This is a genomic window from Pararhizobium sp., from assembly GCF_035497515.1.
In the GTDB taxonomy this organism is placed as follows: domain Bacteria; phylum Pseudomonadota; class Alphaproteobacteria; order Rhizobiales; family Rhizobiaceae; genus Pararhizobium.
On record NZ_DATJDJ010000038.1, the window covers coordinates 63,605 to 79,509 of the forward strand.

Annotated in this window: 21 protein-coding genes; 10 read left to right on the forward strand and 11 right to left on the reverse strand. The window is 63.1% G+C overall.

The genetic code is table 11. The features are described from left to right. Positions 1-40: 40 nt before the first annotated feature. Entirely contained in the window at positions 41-547 is a 507-nt protein-coding gene (locus tag VL202_RS03925) for a GNAT family N-acetyltransferase (RefSeq protein ID WP_325462856.1), read from the forward strand. 17 nt (positions 548-564) lie between these two features. On the opposite strand, the gene VL202_RS03930 is transcribed toward VL202_RS03925, so the two are convergent. After that, positions 565-1,191 carry a hypothetical protein gene (locus VL202_RS03930; RefSeq protein WP_325462857.1) on the reverse strand — a complete coding sequence of 209 codons (627 nt, stop codon included), beginning with the start codon at positions 1,189-1,191 and terminating at the stop codon, positions 565-567. Positions 1,192-1,346: 155 nt separating this feature from the next. Between VL202_RS03930 and ppa the strand changes: the two genes are divergently transcribed. Then, positions 1,347-1,880, forward strand: coding sequence for an inorganic diphosphatase (gene ppa, locus VL202_RS03935; protein WP_325462858.1), 534 nt, complete (start codon positions 1,347-1,349; stop codon positions 1,878-1,880). A gap of 104 nt (positions 1,881-1,984) precedes the next feature. Here ppa and VL202_RS03940 read toward each other — a convergent pair whose 3' ends face one another. Beyond that, a complete protein-coding gene (locus VL202_RS03940) occupies positions 1,985-2,278 on the reverse strand; it encodes a YggT family protein (RefSeq protein WP_325462859.1) in 294 nt (97 codons plus the stop codon). Between the two features lie 134 nt (positions 2,279-2,412). Here VL202_RS03940 and VL202_RS03945 point away from each other — a divergent pair, with 134 nt between their 5' ends. Next, the gene (locus VL202_RS03945) at positions 2,413-3,654 is read left to right on the forward strand and encodes an MFS transporter (protein WP_325462860.1); all 1,242 of its coding nucleotides are present in this window, start codon (positions 2,413-2,415) and stop codon (positions 3,652-3,654) included. 34 nt (positions 3,655-3,688) lie between these two features. On the opposite strand, the gene VL202_RS03950 is transcribed toward VL202_RS03945, so the two are convergent. From VL202_RS03950 to hemC, 8 genes are all read right to left on the reverse strand, one after another. Then, positions 3,689-3,970, reverse strand: coding sequence for a type II toxin-antitoxin system RelE/ParE family toxin (locus VL202_RS03950; RefSeq protein WP_325462861.1), 282 nt, complete (start codon positions 3,968-3,970; stop codon positions 3,689-3,691). Next, entirely contained in the window at positions 3,963-4,223 is a 261-nt protein-coding gene (locus tag VL202_RS03955) for a type II toxin-antitoxin system ParD family antitoxin (RefSeq protein WP_325462862.1), read from the reverse strand. Before VL202_RS03955 ends, VL202_RS03950 begins: the two co-directional genes overlap by 8 nt. An 82-nt stretch (positions 4,224-4,305) precedes the next feature. Next, positions 4,306-5,049, reverse strand: a complete 744-nt coding sequence (locus tag VL202_RS03960; RefSeq protein WP_325462863.1) for a glutamine amidotransferase — start codon at positions 5,047-5,049, stop codon at positions 4,306-4,308. Position 5,050: 1 nt separating this feature from the next. Continuing rightward, positions 5,051-5,536 carry a TerB family tellurite resistance protein gene (locus VL202_RS03965; protein ID WP_325462864.1) on the reverse strand — a complete coding sequence of 162 codons (486 nt, stop codon included), beginning with the start codon at positions 5,534-5,536 and terminating at the stop codon, positions 5,051-5,053. Positions 5,537-5,565: 29 nt separating this feature from the next. Continuing rightward, positions 5,566-7,395 (reverse strand): heme biosynthesis protein HemY, encoded by a 1,830-nt coding sequence (locus VL202_RS03970; protein WP_325462865.1) that lies wholly within the window; start codon positions 7,393-7,395, stop codon positions 5,566-5,568. A gap of 10 nt (positions 7,396-7,405) precedes the next feature. Continuing rightward, positions 7,406-8,668, reverse strand: a complete 1,263-nt coding sequence (locus VL202_RS03975) for a hypothetical protein (protein WP_325462866.1) — start codon at positions 8,666-8,668, stop codon at positions 7,406-7,408. Positions 8,669-8,812: 144 nt separating this feature from the next. Next, complete coding sequence (locus VL202_RS03980) at positions 8,813-9,514, reverse strand: uroporphyrinogen-III synthase (RefSeq protein ID WP_325462867.1); 702 nt, start codon at positions 9,512-9,514, stop codon at positions 8,813-8,815. 3 nt (positions 9,515-9,517) lie between these two features. After that, positions 9,518-10,447: a hydroxymethylbilane synthase gene (hemC, locus tag VL202_RS03985; RefSeq protein ID WP_325462868.1), complete on the reverse strand. Its 930-nt coding sequence runs from the start codon at positions 10,445-10,447 to the stop codon at positions 9,518-9,520. 91 nt (positions 10,448-10,538) lie between these two features. Here hemC and tsaD point away from each other — a divergent pair, with 91 nt between their 5' ends. The 5 genes from tsaD to VL202_RS04010 all read left to right on the forward strand — a co-directional run bounded on the left by tsaD (position 10,539) and on the right by VL202_RS04010 (position 14,213). Further along, on the forward strand, positions 10,539-11,636 hold the full coding sequence (gene tsaD, locus VL202_RS03990) for a tRNA (adenosine(37)-N6)-threonylcarbamoyltransferase complex transferase subunit TsaD (protein WP_325462869.1): 1,098 nt from the start codon (positions 10,539-10,541) through the stop codon (positions 11,634-11,636). A 2-nt stretch (positions 11,637-11,638) separates the two neighbouring features. Beyond that, entirely contained in the window at positions 11,639-12,637 is a 999-nt protein-coding gene (locus VL202_RS03995) for an NAD(P)H-dependent glycerol-3-phosphate dehydrogenase (RefSeq protein WP_325462870.1), read from the forward strand. 16 nt (positions 12,638-12,653) lie between these two features. Further along, entirely contained in the window at positions 12,654-12,947 is a 294-nt protein-coding gene (locus VL202_RS04000) for a YciI-like protein (protein WP_325462871.1), read from the forward strand. 1 nt (position 12,948) lies between these two features. Then, positions 12,949-13,380, forward strand: a complete 432-nt coding sequence (locus VL202_RS04005; RefSeq protein WP_325462872.1) for an EVE domain-containing protein — start codon at positions 12,949-12,951, stop codon at positions 13,378-13,380. Positions 13,381-13,547: 167 nt separating this feature from the next. Beyond that, a complete protein-coding gene (locus VL202_RS04010) occupies positions 13,548-14,213 on the forward strand; it encodes a methyltransferase (RefSeq protein ID WP_325462873.1) in 666 nt (221 codons plus the stop codon). On the opposite strand, the gene VL202_RS04015 is transcribed toward VL202_RS04010, so the two are convergent. Next, the gene (locus VL202_RS04015) at positions 14,200-14,775 is read right to left on the reverse strand and encodes a hypothetical protein (protein ID WP_325462874.1); all 576 of its coding nucleotides are present in this window, start codon (positions 14,773-14,775) and stop codon (positions 14,200-14,202) included. The genes VL202_RS04010 and VL202_RS04015 overlap by 14 nt on opposite strands. Positions 14,776-15,076: 301 nt before the next feature. Between VL202_RS04015 and sdhC the strand changes: the two genes are divergently transcribed. Both sdhC and sdhD read left to right on the forward strand, forming a co-directional pair. Continuing rightward, complete coding sequence (sdhC, locus tag VL202_RS04020) at positions 15,077-15,469, forward strand: succinate dehydrogenase, cytochrome b556 subunit (protein ID WP_325462875.1); 393 nt, start codon at positions 15,077-15,079, stop codon at positions 15,467-15,469. A gap of 12 nt (positions 15,470-15,481) precedes the next feature. After that, positions 15,482-15,862 (forward strand): succinate dehydrogenase, hydrophobic membrane anchor protein, encoded by a 381-nt coding sequence (sdhD, locus tag VL202_RS04025; RefSeq protein ID WP_325462876.1) that lies wholly within the window; start codon positions 15,482-15,484, stop codon positions 15,860-15,862. The last annotated feature ends 43 nt before the right edge of the window (positions 15,863-15,905 follow it).

Here is a 15,905-nt window from a genome sequence, read left to right on the forward strand (position 1 = left end):
TGGGATTCCTGTTCGTACGGCATCGGTCTAGAGTTGCGCTATGAAAACATTATCCATCGAGGTGCGGCCCGGCGAGCCGAGAGATGCTGCCTCCATTTCAGAGGTACATCGGGTCTCCTGGCTGCAGGCCTATAGCGGCCTCATTCCGCACAGACCCCTGACCCAGATGGTCAGCCGGCGCGACTATACATGGTGGCGCAAGGCCACGCGCGGGCCATCCACCTTGCTCGTCATCGAGGTAGCCGGCGTGATCGCCGGTTATGCCACGCTCGGCCTCAACCGCGCCCGCGCCTTGCAGCAGGAAGGCGAGGTCTATGAAATCTACCTGCGTCCGGAATATCAGGGCATCGGCCTTGGCCGCATCCTGTTCGGGGAAGCGAAGAACCTGCTGAAATCACTGGGCTGCCAAGGGCTGGTCGTCTGGTGCCTGGAAGACAGCCACCATGCCGACCGCTTTTTCCGCATGGCCGGCGGCCGCGACATGTGCGAGGGCATGGAAGATTTCGGCGAGAAGAGCCTGAAGAAAGTCGGCTATATCTGGGAGTGAGCGGCTTCGAAACACCGTCACGGTGTCAGGAAGGACCGCATGGGATCGGCGGCATGCGGGCCGCGGACGCCGTGAAAGGTGGGGGTGTCGGTTCCGCAGCGGAAGCCATTGGCCAGCGTGTCGGCGATGTCGCGCGCAAGCCTGTTGGGATCCGGATTGGCGAGCGCATCGACATAGCCGACGACGCAGCTCTTGCCGTCATCGCCCGCCACCTTCGACACCACGAGAACCTGGCCGGTATCGGCCGGCGCCGGCCCGGCCTCCATGGCGCCGGAGTTTGAGATGAACCAGCGCTGGATCGCGGCAAACGCAGTTCCCTTCCGGTCGAGCCGCCATTCGATCCGCCGGCCGGTATAGTTGAACGGGCCGAAGGTCTCGTAGGTGCCGTCAATATAGGCCTTGCTGACCTTACCGTACAGAACGGCCTGGCGCAGATCGCCTTCCTTGTAGATCACCGGCTGGTCCTTCAACCCCTTGCATTCGAGCACGATGCTTGCGCCCTCTTCCTCCTGCTCAAGGGTCTTGCACCGGTCGGTGTCGAGATCCGTGTAGGCGCTGTCATTGGCGAAGGCCGGCGCGGTCGGCAGGGCCAACAGGATCGGCAGGGCCAGCAGGATCGGCAGGGCGTGGACAAACGTTTTCATGGGCGCTCCCCTTTGTCGAAGCAACGATCCGGCGGCATGGAATATTCACCCCAGCGTCGCATTTTTCCGGCCATACCGAAAGCGGATGTTGCGCCGCGGCATCTTTCACTTTATCGGACTTGCCATCCGAACAACTGGCCCGTGGGAGAAAGCTCATGCGTATCGACGCAATTTCGATTGGTAAAAATCCGCCGGAAGATATCAACGTCATCGTCGAGGTTCCGGTTGGCGGTCATCCGATCAAGTACGAGATGGACAAGGAAGCCGGCACGCTGGTCGTCGATCGTTTCCTCTATACGCCGATGACCTATCCGGGCAATTACGGCTTCGTGCCGCACACGCTGTCGGAAGACGGCGACCCGATCGACGTGCTGATCGCCTCGACCCGTCCGCTGGTTCCGGGCTGCGTCATCAACGTGCGCCCGATCGGCGTGATGATGATGGAAGACAATTCCGGCAAGGACGAAAAGATCGTCGCCGTGCCGAACTATCACCTGACCAAGCGCTACGACAAGGTCAAGGACTATACCGACCTGCCGGAAATCACCCTGCAGCAGATCGAGCATTTCTTCGAACACTACAAGGATCTGGAACCCGGCAAGTGGGTCAAGATCTACGGTTGGAAGGATTCGACCGTTGCCCAGCAGCTGATCGTCGAAGCGATCGAGCGCGCCAAGGCCAGCAAGTAATTTCAGCGTCGGTCTTGCCGCCGGCGCAGAACAACAAAAACCTCCGGATCGTCGCGATCCGGAGGTTTTTTATTGAGAATTCAGGAGCTTCTTGCAGGCTGAGCTTAGCTCAGCAGCGCCGCGGCGACTGTCGTGTTGAGCAAGTACCAGATGAAATAGAGGATCACCAGCACCACCAGTGGCGACAGGTCGACGCCGCCCATGTCCGGAAGCACCCGGCGGATCGGCCGGTATAGGGGCTCGGTTAGCTGATAGAGCGAGCGGCCGATCATGTTGATCGCCTGGTTGTTCACGTTGATTACGTTGAACGCGTAAAGCCAGGAAAAGATCGCCGAAGCAATGATCAGAAACCACGCAATGTTGATGATGAAATTCAGGGTCGCAATGACAGCAAGCATGCCGGTCTCCAATTCGTTGTTGAGAGACATGTAGACATTGACGAGTTAACCGGCAAGTCCGTGCTTTGCACCGGGCAGAAACATGTTTAATACGGCGGGCCTGACGTTTTGTCCGCCTACCGAAAGATCGCCGCATGTCCGTCATCCAGAGTGCCGACCGGTTCGCCGCTTTCCGGCATGTTTCCTATGCGCGCTTTTTCTTCGCGCGTTTCCTTGCCTCCTTCGCCATCCAGATCATCAGCGTGTCCGTCGGCTGGCAGATGTACGAGCAGACGCAGAACACGCTCTATCTTGGCCTGATCGGCCTTTTCCAGTTTCTGCCGTCGCTGCTGTTGATCCTGATCACCGGATCGGTCGCCGACCGGCATTCGCGGCGCATGATCGTGTCGATCTGCATGGTCATCAGCGCGCTTTGCGCCGCGGCCCTTCTGGGCCTGACCATCGCCGACGCCTTCTCGCCCTGGCCGGTCTTTGCCATTCTCGTCGTCTTCGGCATCGAGCGCGCCTTCATGGCGCCGGCGGTGCAGTCGCTCGCCCCCAATCTGGTGCCGGCCCGCGACCTGTCGAACGCGATTGCCTGGAATTCCTCGTCCTGGCAGACGGCGGCCATCCTCGGTCCGGTCGCCGGCGGCCTGCTTTACGGGCTCGGCGCGGTTGTTGCCTATTCGGTCGCGCTTGTCTTCCTCATCCTGTCGGCCGTTCTCGTCGGCATGATCGAAAAGCCGGCGCAGCATAGCCTCAGCGAACCGCGTGACTGGACCTCCGTCCTGGCCGGCTTCAGGTTCATCCGCTCCGAAAAAGTTGTGCTCGGCGCCATCTCGCTCGATCTCTTCGCCGTCCTGCTCGGCGGTGCCGTGGCACTGATGCCGGTCTTCGCCAGCGAAATCCTCGTTCTCGGTCCGCTCGGCCTTGGACTGTTGCGCGCCGCGCCAGGCATCGGCGCCATCGCGGTCGCGATCACGCTTGCCGCCTATCCGATTCGCCACAATGCCGGCGTGCTGATGTTTGCCGGCGTCGCCCTGTTCGGCATCGGCACGGTGATCTTTGGCCTGTCGGACGTCGCCTGGCTGTCGATCGCGGCACTGATGCTGATGGGCGGCTCGGACATGATCTCGGTCTATGTCCGCGAAACGCTGATCGCGCTGTGGACGCCGGATGCCGTTCGCGGCCGCGTCAACGCTGTCAACATGGTCTTCGTCGGCGCCTCCAACGAGCTTGGCGAGTTCCGTGCGGGAACAATGGCGCATGTCATCGGCGCGGTCCCGGCCGTGGTTATCGGTGGTGTCGGTACGCTCGCCGTCGCCGTGATCTGGGCCCTGGGTTTCCCGCAGTTGCGCAAGATTGATTCGCTGGATGCTCCGGGGGAGAGGGGGTGAGATTTCAGGCGATTGCGAAGCCTGCCCCCCTGCGTCAGTCAAGCCAGCTTTCCACGTCGCGGGCACCATAGACAATGGCGACCACGAAGATACCGTAAGGCACCGGCTCATAAATCATGATGTAGCGTCCCTCGATCAGAATCCGGGCTGTGGGACTGAGTTCCGGCCGTGGCGAGCCCGTATCCGGACGCCGGGCGGCCAGGTCGGGCCTTGTCCAGTATCCGCCGCAGCAAAGCATCCGCAGCTCGCTCGCAATGGCGCGCCATATATCGCGCAGGTCTTCCTCGGCACGCGGGCTGAGAATGTATTTAGCCACGCTTGCGAGCTTCCGTCTTCAATTCCGCTAGAAGCATATCGGCGCTGACCTCGCGGCCTTCGCCGCTGGCCATGCCGTCGTCATAGGCCTTCCTCAGGCGGGCCAGCTCTATCTCCCGAACTTCCTCGCGTTGCTCCCACGATCGCAGCGCATCACGTACGACTTCACTATTGGAAGCATAGCTGCCCTTCGCAACGGCGCTTTGCATCATCGCCGCTTGGCGCGGGGTAAGAGATACGGTCAGGGTTCGCATACTGGTCGCTTTCATACCGAATATTGTGGCATGAGTTCACAAGGACTAACAATCTTTGTTAGGAGCCTGCAGTCCAGACCGATCACCCCGAAACCTTCTCACCCTGCCGCTGAAAGATATGCGTCAGGAAACGGTCCATCCAGGCGCGGAGCGGGGCGTCGTAATCCATACGGCCTTCAAGATGGGCGCGGCCGATCTGGGCGCCGGGAAGGTCGAAGCGGTGGGCGCCGTGGACGACCCAGCGATGCATCATCACGCGCGTCAGTTCGCCATGGAACTGGATGCCCCAGGCGTTTTCGCCGTAGCGGAAGGCCTGGTTGGGATAGGTGCTGCCGGAGGCGAGCAACTCGGCGCCCCTGGGCAGGTCGAAACCTTCGCGGTGGAACTGGTAGACCATGGAGGGCCATTCCATCAGCGCGCGGCCTTTGTCGGTCATGTGCAGCGGATACCAGCCGATCTCGGTCATGCCGTCCTGATGCGGCGCGACGATGCCGCCGAGATGGCGGACCAGCATCTGCGCGCCGAGGCAGATGCCGAGGAAGGGCTTGTTTTCGGAGAGTGGCACGGAGAGCCAGTCGATCTCGCGGCGGACATAGTCCTCGTCGTCATTGGCGCTCATCGGGCCACCGAAGACGATGGCGCCGGCATGCTTTTCCAATGTCCCCGGCAAGGGATCGCCGAGCACGGGGCGGCGGATGTCAAGGCCCAGCCCCTTTTCCAGCAAAAGCTGGCCGACACGGCCGGGGCTCGAGCGTTCCTGATGCAGGACGATCAGGACCGGCTTGTCGGTCTCGCGCGTATAGAACATGCGGTCGTCGAAAAGCATGTCATTTTTCCTGTTCGGCAGTCTTCTCCTCCACCACGTCCAGTTTCGCGGCGACCTCCTGCCGCTTGATGATCCTGTCCCGTCCGGAAACGCCCAGAAGGTCGGCGATGCGCCAGATGACATGATCCTCCATTTCACTGCGCTTGCCATCGGCATAGACAATTTCCCACAGCATGCCGATCAGGTCTATCCGCTGCTCCTCGGAAAAATGCCGCTTGATGTCGGAGGTGAAGCGGAAATAGTCGATCGCCTGGCTCTCGGCCGCCTCGCCGGCGACGATCAGCGCGTCGAGCGATGCGTCGTCGAGCTTGTAATGGTCCTTCACCATCGAGCGTATTTTCTTGCGCTCCTTCTCATGGACCTCCCCATCGGCCTCCATCACCTGGATGCAGAGCGCGGCGACGGCGATGCGGGGATCCCCCGGGGCGATGGCGGAAGGCCCGTTGCCGGTCAGGCTGTCGAGAAAGCTGCGAAATCGTTCGAGCATGGGGATCCGTTAAAAATCGGGTTCGGTCTTCAAAACAGTCGGAATGTCGTCTTTTCCAAGGGCTTGGCGCTGTCCTTGCGGACGCCGGGATCATCCGGCGGACGGCCAAAGAACGGCTCGACGACGGATCCGTCGGCCTTTGCCGGCGCGGGCTTCGTCTCGGTCTTCACCGTCTGGGGAACGATGACCGATTCGGTGGGGGCCGGAACGGCGATCGTTTCCACGGATTTGGCGCTATCCTTGCGCACACCCGGATCATCCGGCGGACGGCCGAAAAAGGGTTCGACCACGGGCTCGTCGGTTTTTGCCGGCGTGGGCTTCGTGCCGGCCTTATCCGTCCGTGGAACGATGACCGATTCCGCCGGCGCCGGCACGGCGACCGTCTTGACGGCAGGTTCTTCCGCGATCTCCCCGGCCTTCACCGGCGCGGCTGCCTTGACCCGGGTCTCGACGACCTTTTCGGCGAGCTTCTGGATCGGTTCCTCGCGGTGATGGGCAAGAGCCACCGGCGGCAGGCTGCGGATGGCTTCGTCGGCGATATCGATGCTGCCTTCCTCGACCGGACCGGCGATCCGCGCGACCGGCATCTTCCATTCGAAGGCATCGAGCCGGCCGCTGACCGGGGAGACCGGCAACCATTCCGGCGCGGTGACGCCGTCGGCGGTCCAGGCGGGATCGCGCGGGCTTTTCAGCGCCTGATTCATCCAGTGGCGGATGCGGCCGTCATCGCCGGTATCGGCCTCCTCGATATCGGCGAGCAGAAGGAAGATGCTCTCGCTCGGCTGGATACGGGCGGCGGCTTCCGCCTTGGCGCGGGCAAGCTGCAGTTCGCGGGCTTCGAGCGCGCTCTCCGCGACGGTGGCGAGCGAAACGACATTGTTCGGCTTCAGAGCTTCCAGCTTGTTGGCGCGTTTCAGCCGGTCGATGGCCGAATCGCCGCTGCGGGCCCGGACATAGACCCTCGCCACTTCCGGATGCGGCTCATGTTTCCAGAGCTTTTCGAGAATGGATGCGGCCTTGCGCAGATTGTCCTCGCGAAACAGCGCCTTGGCGGCGATCAGGCCGGCCGGCACGAGGGTTTCGGAAAGCTTGAGGGCGGCCTGCGCATCATCGCGGGCGCCCTTCGGGTCTGCTTCGAGTTTTTCGGCCGCACGGGCGGTCAGCAGCACGGCCTTCTTGCGGTCGGCTTCCTTGCGGTCGATGACATGGGCGGCGCGGCTCTGGTCGAGCAAGCGGATCGCCTCGTCCCACTGGCCGGTCTGGCTGCGGTAATCGAGGGCCGCGAGCGTCGCCCAGGGCAGGTGCGGGGCCTTGTCGGCGGCGCGTTCGGCATATTGGCGGGCCGCTTCGTTGGCCCCCAGCCGCCTGGCCTCGAGATAGAGGCCGCGCAGGCCGAGGTCCCGGGTTTCCGGGTCGTCCGCCATCAGCTCGAATTTTTTGCGCGCATCGTCATATTTGCCCTCGATCAGCGCCGTCTGCGCTTCAAGAAGGTGGATCAACGGTTCCTGATCGGCGCTCAGCAGGCCGCGGGTGCGCGCGGTCATCTTGCGGGCCAGCGCCGAATCGCCGGCGCCGGCGGCGATCAGGCCGGTCGACAGGGCCTGGTAGCCGCGGTCGCGCTTGCGGGCGCGGAAATAGCGGGAGATCGAATGCGGCGACAGCCAGACGACACGCAGCAGCCAGACGACGACCAGGATGGCTGATATCAGCGAGGCCAGAAGCGTCGCGGCCACCATCAGGCTCATCTCGATGCGCTGCCCCTGCCAGATCAGCGACAATTCGCCGGGCCGGTCCGCCAGCCAGGCAAAGCCTGCGCCGAGGACCAGAACGAAGAGGACGTAGAACAGAATGCGGATCATGAAGTCTTCCTCAGCCCTGGTTGGCCGTCACGGCGCCGGAAACAGCCGCGTCGATCAGTCCCTCGACCCGGATACGCTGGTCGAGCTTGGTCTTGAAATCGGCGCCGGCCGCCTTTGCCGGTTCCGGCAGGGCCTCCCATTCGAGGCTGGCGCCCTTCAGGTCGCCATTCACCAGCTTGTCCTCGATGCGGGCGACGACGGCGTCCGGGCCTTCACCCTCGACGCTGCCGACCGGGCGGACCCGAATGGCGGAGGTGGCGCTGTCCATCAGCCGCGAGAAAATGCCCTGGTTGGGGTCGCTATGCTCAGTGGCTTCGAGCATGGCGTCGGCCGTTGCCGGGAAGTCGCGTGTCAGGTCGGCGCGGGGTGTTACCCCGATCGCCGCATCCCTGGCGAGGCCGGTCACGGCCGGATCGGCGGCGGCGATGCTTTTCAAGGCGTCGAGTTCGGCCAGGAACGGACCACCCCGGTCGATCGCGGTCTTCAACGCGGTGACAGCGATGGCGCGGGCCAGTTGCACGTCGCTGGCCGGCTCGTCGATCTTCTTTTCCGCCGCGTCGATGCGGGTCGAAAGCTCGGTCTTTGCCGTTTCCGTCGACTGCTGCGCATCGGCAAGAGCCGATTTCAGGTTGGCGATTTCGCCGGTCAGGTTGGTAATTTGGGCATCGAGGCCGGAAACATCGGCGGTCGTGTCACGGCCGCCTTCGGCTGCGCTCTTTTCCAGCGCCGCGATACGGGTTTCCAAGGGGCCGAGATCGGTGGCTTGCGACGAGGACGATCCGGCCGCCAGCTGCGCCTTGATCGATTCGATATCGGCCGACAGGCTCTGCTCGATCGTGCTGTTGTCGGTTGCCGGGCCAAGCGCCGGCAGGACGCCGGCATATTGCAGGCCGCCGGCGGCAAGAAGGGCAATCAGGCCGCCGAGAATGCCGGCTGCCAGCGGCCCGGCATTCGAGGGGCGCTGGTAGGATGGCGGTGCGGAAGCGGCGGGCTGTTCGGCGTAGGTGGCCGCGGGTTCTTCAGCGAAAGCCGCGGCTGCGGCATCGGCGCGGGCGTCCTCATCCACTGGCGCGGCTTCTACGGGCTCTTCGACGCTGACCAGTTCTTCGATGTCCACAGGGCGCGCGTCATCTGCCGCCTGGGTCGGGGCCTGGCGCTCCGCCTTCGGGCCGTCCGTCACGGTGTCATCCGTCGGGGCCGTGTTGGCTTCCAGATCGATCGTCAACGGTTCCTGGTCGGACTTCGAGCGGCGCGGAGGATTTTCCGGTCCCATGATGATCTCTTTCCGTTATCGCATGAACTGAAGGCACGTCTCAGCTTAAACCTAGACACGGACTAGGGATAGGGAAAGCCCCCAAGCGACAATTCCTTGCCTGCGCCATGACGCGTTTTGGCAACGGACGGCTCGATGGCGGGTTCAGAGAAGTGCCAGCAGGCTGCCTTCGCTGGGCGTTGCGGCGATGGCCGTCTGGCCCAACCCGTTCGGGACGGCGTCCGCGACCTGGCTGCTCATGCACAGCAGGCGGATATTCCTGAGATCGGTGAGCATCGATGCGGGCACGAGCCGGAAGAATCGCCGCACGGTTTCCTGCGAATAGAACAGGACGGCCTGCGGCTTTAAAGCCAGCCATGCCCGGATGTCGTCCGGCTGGTATTCGATCGGCTGCATGCGGTAGACCTCAGCAACCCGAAAGGCGATTCCGGCTTGCGCAAGTGCGGTTTCGAAATGCGGTGATCGGGGGCGGCCGGCGAGGTAGAGAAGCCCGGCTCCGTCACGTGTCGCCGAGGCGCGGATGATCAGGTTGGCAAGGCTGGCGCCGGTCCCCGATCCGGCGATGACGGCCCGGAATCCGGATTTCCGAGCAATGTCGGCGGTCGCTGCGCCGACGCAATAGATGGGTGTCGTCAGGTCACTGCCAAAGTCGGCAGTCATCGCCCGGATCGCCTCGGCGCTGGTGACGGCAATTGCCGTATGCGGCTGCGTCAGCGCCTCCATAGCGGCCTTTGGGTCATGGATCGCCTGCATCAGCGGCAGGAGAATGGCCTCGTGCCCCAGTGCCTCCAGTCTTGCCGCCGTTGCCGCCGCTGCCGGTTGCGGCCGGGTGACAAGGACGCGCATCTTTCAGGTCCAGCTCGAAAAGAAGTCCGGTCCCGCGTCGATGCGGATATCGTTGCCGGCCCTGGCGCCGAGCTGTTCGGCGTCGGATGCCTTGCCCTCCGTCGTGACGCGGAAAGACTGGCTGCCATCCGGGGTGAGGATCATGCCGGAGAAGCGGAGGGTTTCGCCATCCGAGACCGCGTAACCCGCGATCGGCGTGCGGCAGGAGCCGTCGAGCGTGGCGAGGAAGGCGCGTTCGCAGGTCACCGCCTCATGGGTGCGGATGTCATTGATGGCTTCGAGCAGGGCATTGACCTTCTCGTCGCCGATTCGGCTTTCAATGCAGATCGCCCCTTGCGCCGGTGCCGGCGGGAAGGTCTCGGGATCGAGCAGTTCGGTCGGCACGTCCTCCTTGCCGAGGCGCTTGAGGCCGGCGAAGGCCAGCAGCGTCGCATCCACCTGGCCTTCCGCCAGCTTGCGCAGCCGTGTATCGACCTGTCCGCGAAAGATGACAACCTCAATATCCGGGCGCAGCCGCTTGATCAGCGCCTGGCGACGCAGCGACGACGATCCGATCGTGGCACCCTGCGGCAGGTCGAGCAGTTTCGCGGCAGTGCGCCCGACGAAGGCATCGCGGGCATCTTCGCGCGGCAGGTAGGCGGAAAGAAACAGTCCATCAGGCAGCTTGGTCGGCATGTCCTTGGACGAATGCACGGCGAAATCGAGCCCGCCGGAGGTCAGCATGTCCTCCAGTTCCTCGGTGAAAAGACCCTTGCCGCCGATCTCGGACAGCGAGCGATCGGTGATCCGGTCGCCCATGGTGGAGAGCACGACGATCTCGAACATTTCGGATGGCAGGCCATGCGCCGCCATCAGCCGGTCCCGCGTTTCGTGGGCCTGGGCCAATGCCAGCGGGCTGCCCCGCGTGCCGATCCGGAAAGGTTTTGTTTGCATCCACTGCGATCCGTTGTTACCGGAGTTCCCTATACGTAGAGTTCCTGTATCCGCCTTTCCCCGCGACCGCAATATTCGAGTAAACCGCCCCATGTCCGCCCGCCTGTGCATTCTCGGCATCGAAACAAGCTGCGATGAGACCGCCGCTTCGGTGGTGTTGCGTGACGAGGACGGTCGTGGCCAAATCCTTGGCGACGTGGTGTTGAGCCAGCTGGAGGAGCACAGTGTCTATGGCGGCGTCGTGCCCGAGATTGCCGCGCGCGCCCATGTCGAGGCGCTGGATACGCTGGTCGAGGAAGCGCTGTTGCGTGCCGGCGTCACGCTGTCGCAGGTCGATGCCATTGCCGCCACCAGCGGTCCCGGCTTGATCGGCGGCCTGCTGGTGGGGCTGATGACCGGCAAGGCGATGGCGCGGGCGAGCGGCAAGCCGCTCTATGCGGTCAATCATCTGGAGGGCCATGCGCTGACGGCGCGGCTGACGGATGGGCTGGCCTTTCCCTATCTGATGCTGCTGGTTTCCGGCGGCCATACCCAGTTGATCCTTGTGAAGAATGTCGGCGTCTACGAGCGTTGGGGCACGACGATCGACGATGCGCTCGGCGAGGCCTTCGACAAGACGGCAAAGCTGCTCGGCCTGCCCTATCCCGGTGGTCCGGCCGTCGAGCGTGCGGCAAAAAGCGGCAACCCGGATCGTTTCGCTTTCCCGCGGCCGCTGGTCGGCGAGGCGCGGCTCGATTTTTCCTTTTCCGGCCTGAAGACGGCCGTCAGGCAGGCGGCGCAGTCGATCGCGCCGGTGACCGAGCAGGATATCGCCGATATCTGTGCTTCCTTCCAGAAGGCGATTTCGCGCACCCTGAAGGACCGCATCGGCCGGGGGCTGGCACGGTTCAAGGAGCAGTTTGCTGATACCGTTGAGCATCCGGCCCTCGTTGTTGCCGGTGGTGTCGCGGCCAATCAGACCCTGCGCGCGACGCTGCAGGAACTCTGCGACAGGAACGGCTTCCGCTTCATCGCGCCGCCGCTGCAACTCTGTACCGACAATGCGGCGATGATCGCCTGGGCTGGTGCGGAGCGCATGGCGGCGGGTCTGCCGGCCGATGAACTCGATGTCGCGCCACGGTCGCGCTGGCCGCTGGATGCGGATGCAAAGGCCCTGATCGGGTTCGGCAAGCGGGGAGCGAAGGCTTGAGAATGACAGAGATTGCGCAGACGGATCGTATCGTCGTCGTCGGCTCCGGCGCCTTCGGAACGGCGCTGGCCGCCGCCGCCGCCGCATCCGGGAAAGTGCCTGTGACGCTGCTCGCGCGGCGCGAAAGCATCGTCGAGGATTTCAAGCAGACCGGCCGCAACGACAGCGCGCTTCCGGGTATCGACCTGCCGGGAATACTCACCGTCACCGACGACCCGACAGTGTTGGAAGGCGCCGGCATCGTGCTGTTTGCCATGCCGTCGCAGGCCCAGCGCGAGGCGGGCATCTCGCTGCGAAGCTTCATCGGCAAGGGTGCCGATGTCGTCATCTGCGCCAAGGGCATGGAACGCGCCGGCGGCCGGCTGCTGACGGATGTCGTCGGGGAAGAGCTGCACCAGCAGAATGTCGCGGTGCTCTCCGGTCCCGGCTTCGCCGCCGATATCGCCAAGGGCCTGCCGACCGCGATGGTGATCGCGGCTGGTGACATGGAACGGGCGGCGCGCCTTGCGGAGGCGCTGTCCGGTGCGACGTTTCGGCTTTATCCGTCGGCCGACCGGATCGGCGTGCAACTCGGCGGCGCGTTGAAGAATGTGCTGGCGATTGCCTGCGGCATCGTCGAGGGCGCCGGTCTTGGTGATTCGGCCCGGGCGGCGCTGATTTCGCGCGGGCTTGCCGAAATGTCACGCTTTGTCGCGGCGCGCGGTGGCGCGGCGGATACGGTGCGTGGGCTTTCGGGGCTTGGCGATCTCGTGCTGACGGCGACCAGCCATCAGTCGCGCAACCTGCGTTACGGCATCGCGCTTGGCCGCAGCGGCAGCGCTCGGGGACATAGCGGCGAGCTGGTGGAAGGCGCGTTCGCAGCCACGGTCGCCGCCGACGTTGCCCGCACGCTTGAGATCGACATGCCGATCACCGAGGCGGTGGCCGCGATCATCGATGGAAAAATGGACGTGAGGACGGCGCTGGAGCAATTGATGTCCCGGCCGATCACGCAGGAATAATCATCAGGAGAAAATCATGCTTTTTGCCGTATTGTGCACCGACAAGCCGAATGCCCTGCAACTGCGGATGGACACCCGCCCGGAACATGTGGCTTTCCTCAATGACCTCAACGCCAAAGGCGTCCTGAAGGTCGCCGGCCCGTTTCTTGACGATGCCGGCAAGCCGAACGGCAGCCTGGTTGTGATCAAGGCCGAGACGATCGAAGAGGCCCGTGCGATCGCCGCCGAAGACCCCTACGCCAAGGCAGGCCTGTTCGCCCATGTCGATATCAAGCCCTGGAACTGGGTCTTCAACAATCCGGAGGCTTGAGGTGGGGTACTGGCTTTACAAGTCCGAGCCGTTCAAATGGTCCTGGGCCATGCAAAAGGATGCCGGCGACAAGGGCACGGAATGGACCGGCGTGCGCAACTATCTGGCGCGCAACAACATGCGGGCCATGAAGATCGGCGACAAGGGCTTCTTCTACCATTCCAACGAGGGTCTGGAGATCGTCGGGATCACCGAGGTCTGCGCGCTCTCGCATCCGGATTCGACGGCGGAAGGCGACGCGCGCTGGGACTGCGTCGATATCCGCGCCGTCTGCGATCTGCCGGTGCCGATCTCGCTAAAGGACATCAAGGCCAATCCGACATTCGAGACGATGGCGCTGGTGACCTCGATGCGGCTTTCGGTGCAGCCGGTGACGGAAGCAGAGTATCTCGAAATCTGCCGGCTGGGCGGGCTGGATAATCCGCCTCGGTAGCGCGTCGATGAGCCCCTCATCCGCCCTGTCGGCCACCTTCTCCCCGTTTTGACGGGGAGAAGGAACAAGCCGCAACCTCTGTTGTCGCCTCGCCCCGCGGGTGGGGAGAGGGCTAGGGTGAGGGGCATTCACGCCACGGAAGCCTCTTCAACCGGAAACCACACCCCGTGAAAACCGATCCCGAAACGTTCATCCGCGACAACACCGACATCATGGTGCCGCCGCACGTGCCGGAGATCCGGCTGCATCTGGCGGGCGAGGCGCATGAACTGTGGTTGAAGACTGAGGAGGAACTGGAGGAGATCGGCCTGCCGCCGCCGTTCTGGGCCTTTGCCTGGGCTGGCGGGCAGGGACTGGCGCGGCATGTGCTGGATCATCCGGAGTTGGTCGCCGGCAAGCGGGTGATCGATTTTGCCTCGGGCTCGGGGCTGGTGGCGATCGCGGCGATGAAGGCGGGGGCTTCTTGCGTGCTGGCGGTCGATATCGATCCGTGGACGGGGACGGCGATCCGCCTCAACGCGGAATTGAACGGCGTGGATGCGATTTCGTCGGCTAGGGATATCATCGGCAATCGACGCGAAGCGGATGTCTATCTTGCAGGGGATGTCTTTTATGACAAGGCGTTTGCCGACCGGCTGGTTCCCTGGTTTTCAGACTTGGTGGAGGAGGGTGCCGACGTCCTCGTCGGCGATCCCGGCCGCGCCTATTGCCCGCGCGACCGCCTGGAAATGCTGGCGACCTACCAGGTTCCCGTGACGCGGGCGCTGGAGGACAGCGAGGTCAAGAAGACCACCGTCTGGCGCTTTGCCGGCTCGTCCGTCAGCGGCGGATGACGCAGACGCCGGATTCCCAGGAGCAGGCGCGCCCGGCGCTCGACGGGTTCACGTGGATGATCTTGGCCCGATGGTCGGGATATCCACTATTGTCCTCGTAAGGCTGATATCCGTAGTCATAACCGTAGCGCTCGGAGCTGAAATAGGTGCCGTTGCCGGGGTCGCGCCAGGCAGACAGGCCACCGAGATAGGCACCGCCCGTCCCCTCGCGATAGGCTGGTTCCCAGTCGTTCCGGTTATCGCCGCGATATTCGCGCAGAATGATCCGGCGGTTCGGGCGGCGATTATGGGCGAAACGCTGTTCGCGATGGTGGTAATCGGTGCGACCGACGAGGCGGTTCTTGCCGCCGTGACGATCGCTGTCATGATGGCGGTGGCCAACGGTGACGCCCGACAGCGTTTCGCTACGATCGCGATGCTGCTGATGATGTGGCCGTCGATTGTGGTTTTGGTTCCGGTCGCCGTGACGGTCGCGGGCGTCCGCGAATCCTGTCAGCGAGACGACCAAGGCAAGTGTGGTGATCGAGACTTTCGTCGCATTGAGCAAGGTGAATGCACGCATGTCGCGGCTCCTCCGGATGACTCTTAACAAATCCTTAAGAAGCAATCTGGGGCAGCGGGGCGCAAAAGTCACGATTTTCGTCGATTTTTCAGGTTCTATCGTTAACGCGGCAAAGTTTTCCGCAGTCGCGATGCCATGGTTCCGTCTAATCGATTAAAATCATTTTGCACTGCAAACACACTTGTCGTTCATCAATATGGTGATTAAACGTCGGCAGACTGAATTGTGCACAATCAGGTGCAATACCGGAGAAAAATAGTCCAGTTTTTGGACGTTCGACCGGTTCTTCCGTGAGGTTCAGATGACGAATGTCACCAAAAGCCGGCCGCTCTCGCCGCATCTGCAAATCTATAAATTCGTGCCGACGATGGCCATGTCCATCCTGCACCGCATTACCGGCGCGGCGCTCTATGTCGGCACCATCCTTGTTGCCGCCTGGCTGATCGCGGCCGCCGCCGGCGTCGAGCACTTCGACCGGGTCAACTGGCTGTTCGGCAGCATCATCGGCCAGCTGGTGCTGATTGGTTATACCTGGGCACTCATCCATCATCTTCTCGGCGGCTTGCGCCATATCATGTGGGATGTGGGAATGGGCTACGAGAAGCATTTCGCCAACAAGCTGGCGGTCGGCAATCTTGTTGCCTCGGTCGTCCTGACGCTGCTCGTCTGGGCAGCCGTGTTCTTGTTCGTTTAAGGGATTTTGCTGATGGATATGCGCACGCCACTGGGCAAGGTTCGCGGGCTCGGCTCGGCCAAATCCGGCACCGAGCATTTCTGGCGCGTCCGCACGACGTCGCTGGCGCTGGTGCCGCTCATCCTGTTCTACGTGGTCTTCCTGATCGCCTATGCCGAACGGCCCTATGAAGAGGTGATCGCGGCGCTTGCCAATCCCTTCGTCTCGGTGATCACCGTGCTCACCATCCTTGCCGGCATCATCCACATGAAGCTCGGCATGGAGGAGATCATCCAGGACTATTTCCATTCCGAAGGCCTGAAGCTCTCGCTTCTCGTCCTCAACGGTTTCTTTTCCTATATCGTCGGCGGCCTCTGTCTGCTTGCCGCTCTGAAGATTGCATTCGCGGGATAATCAGATGGCAACCAACAGTTCACCCGCTCAGGCCGGCAACGCC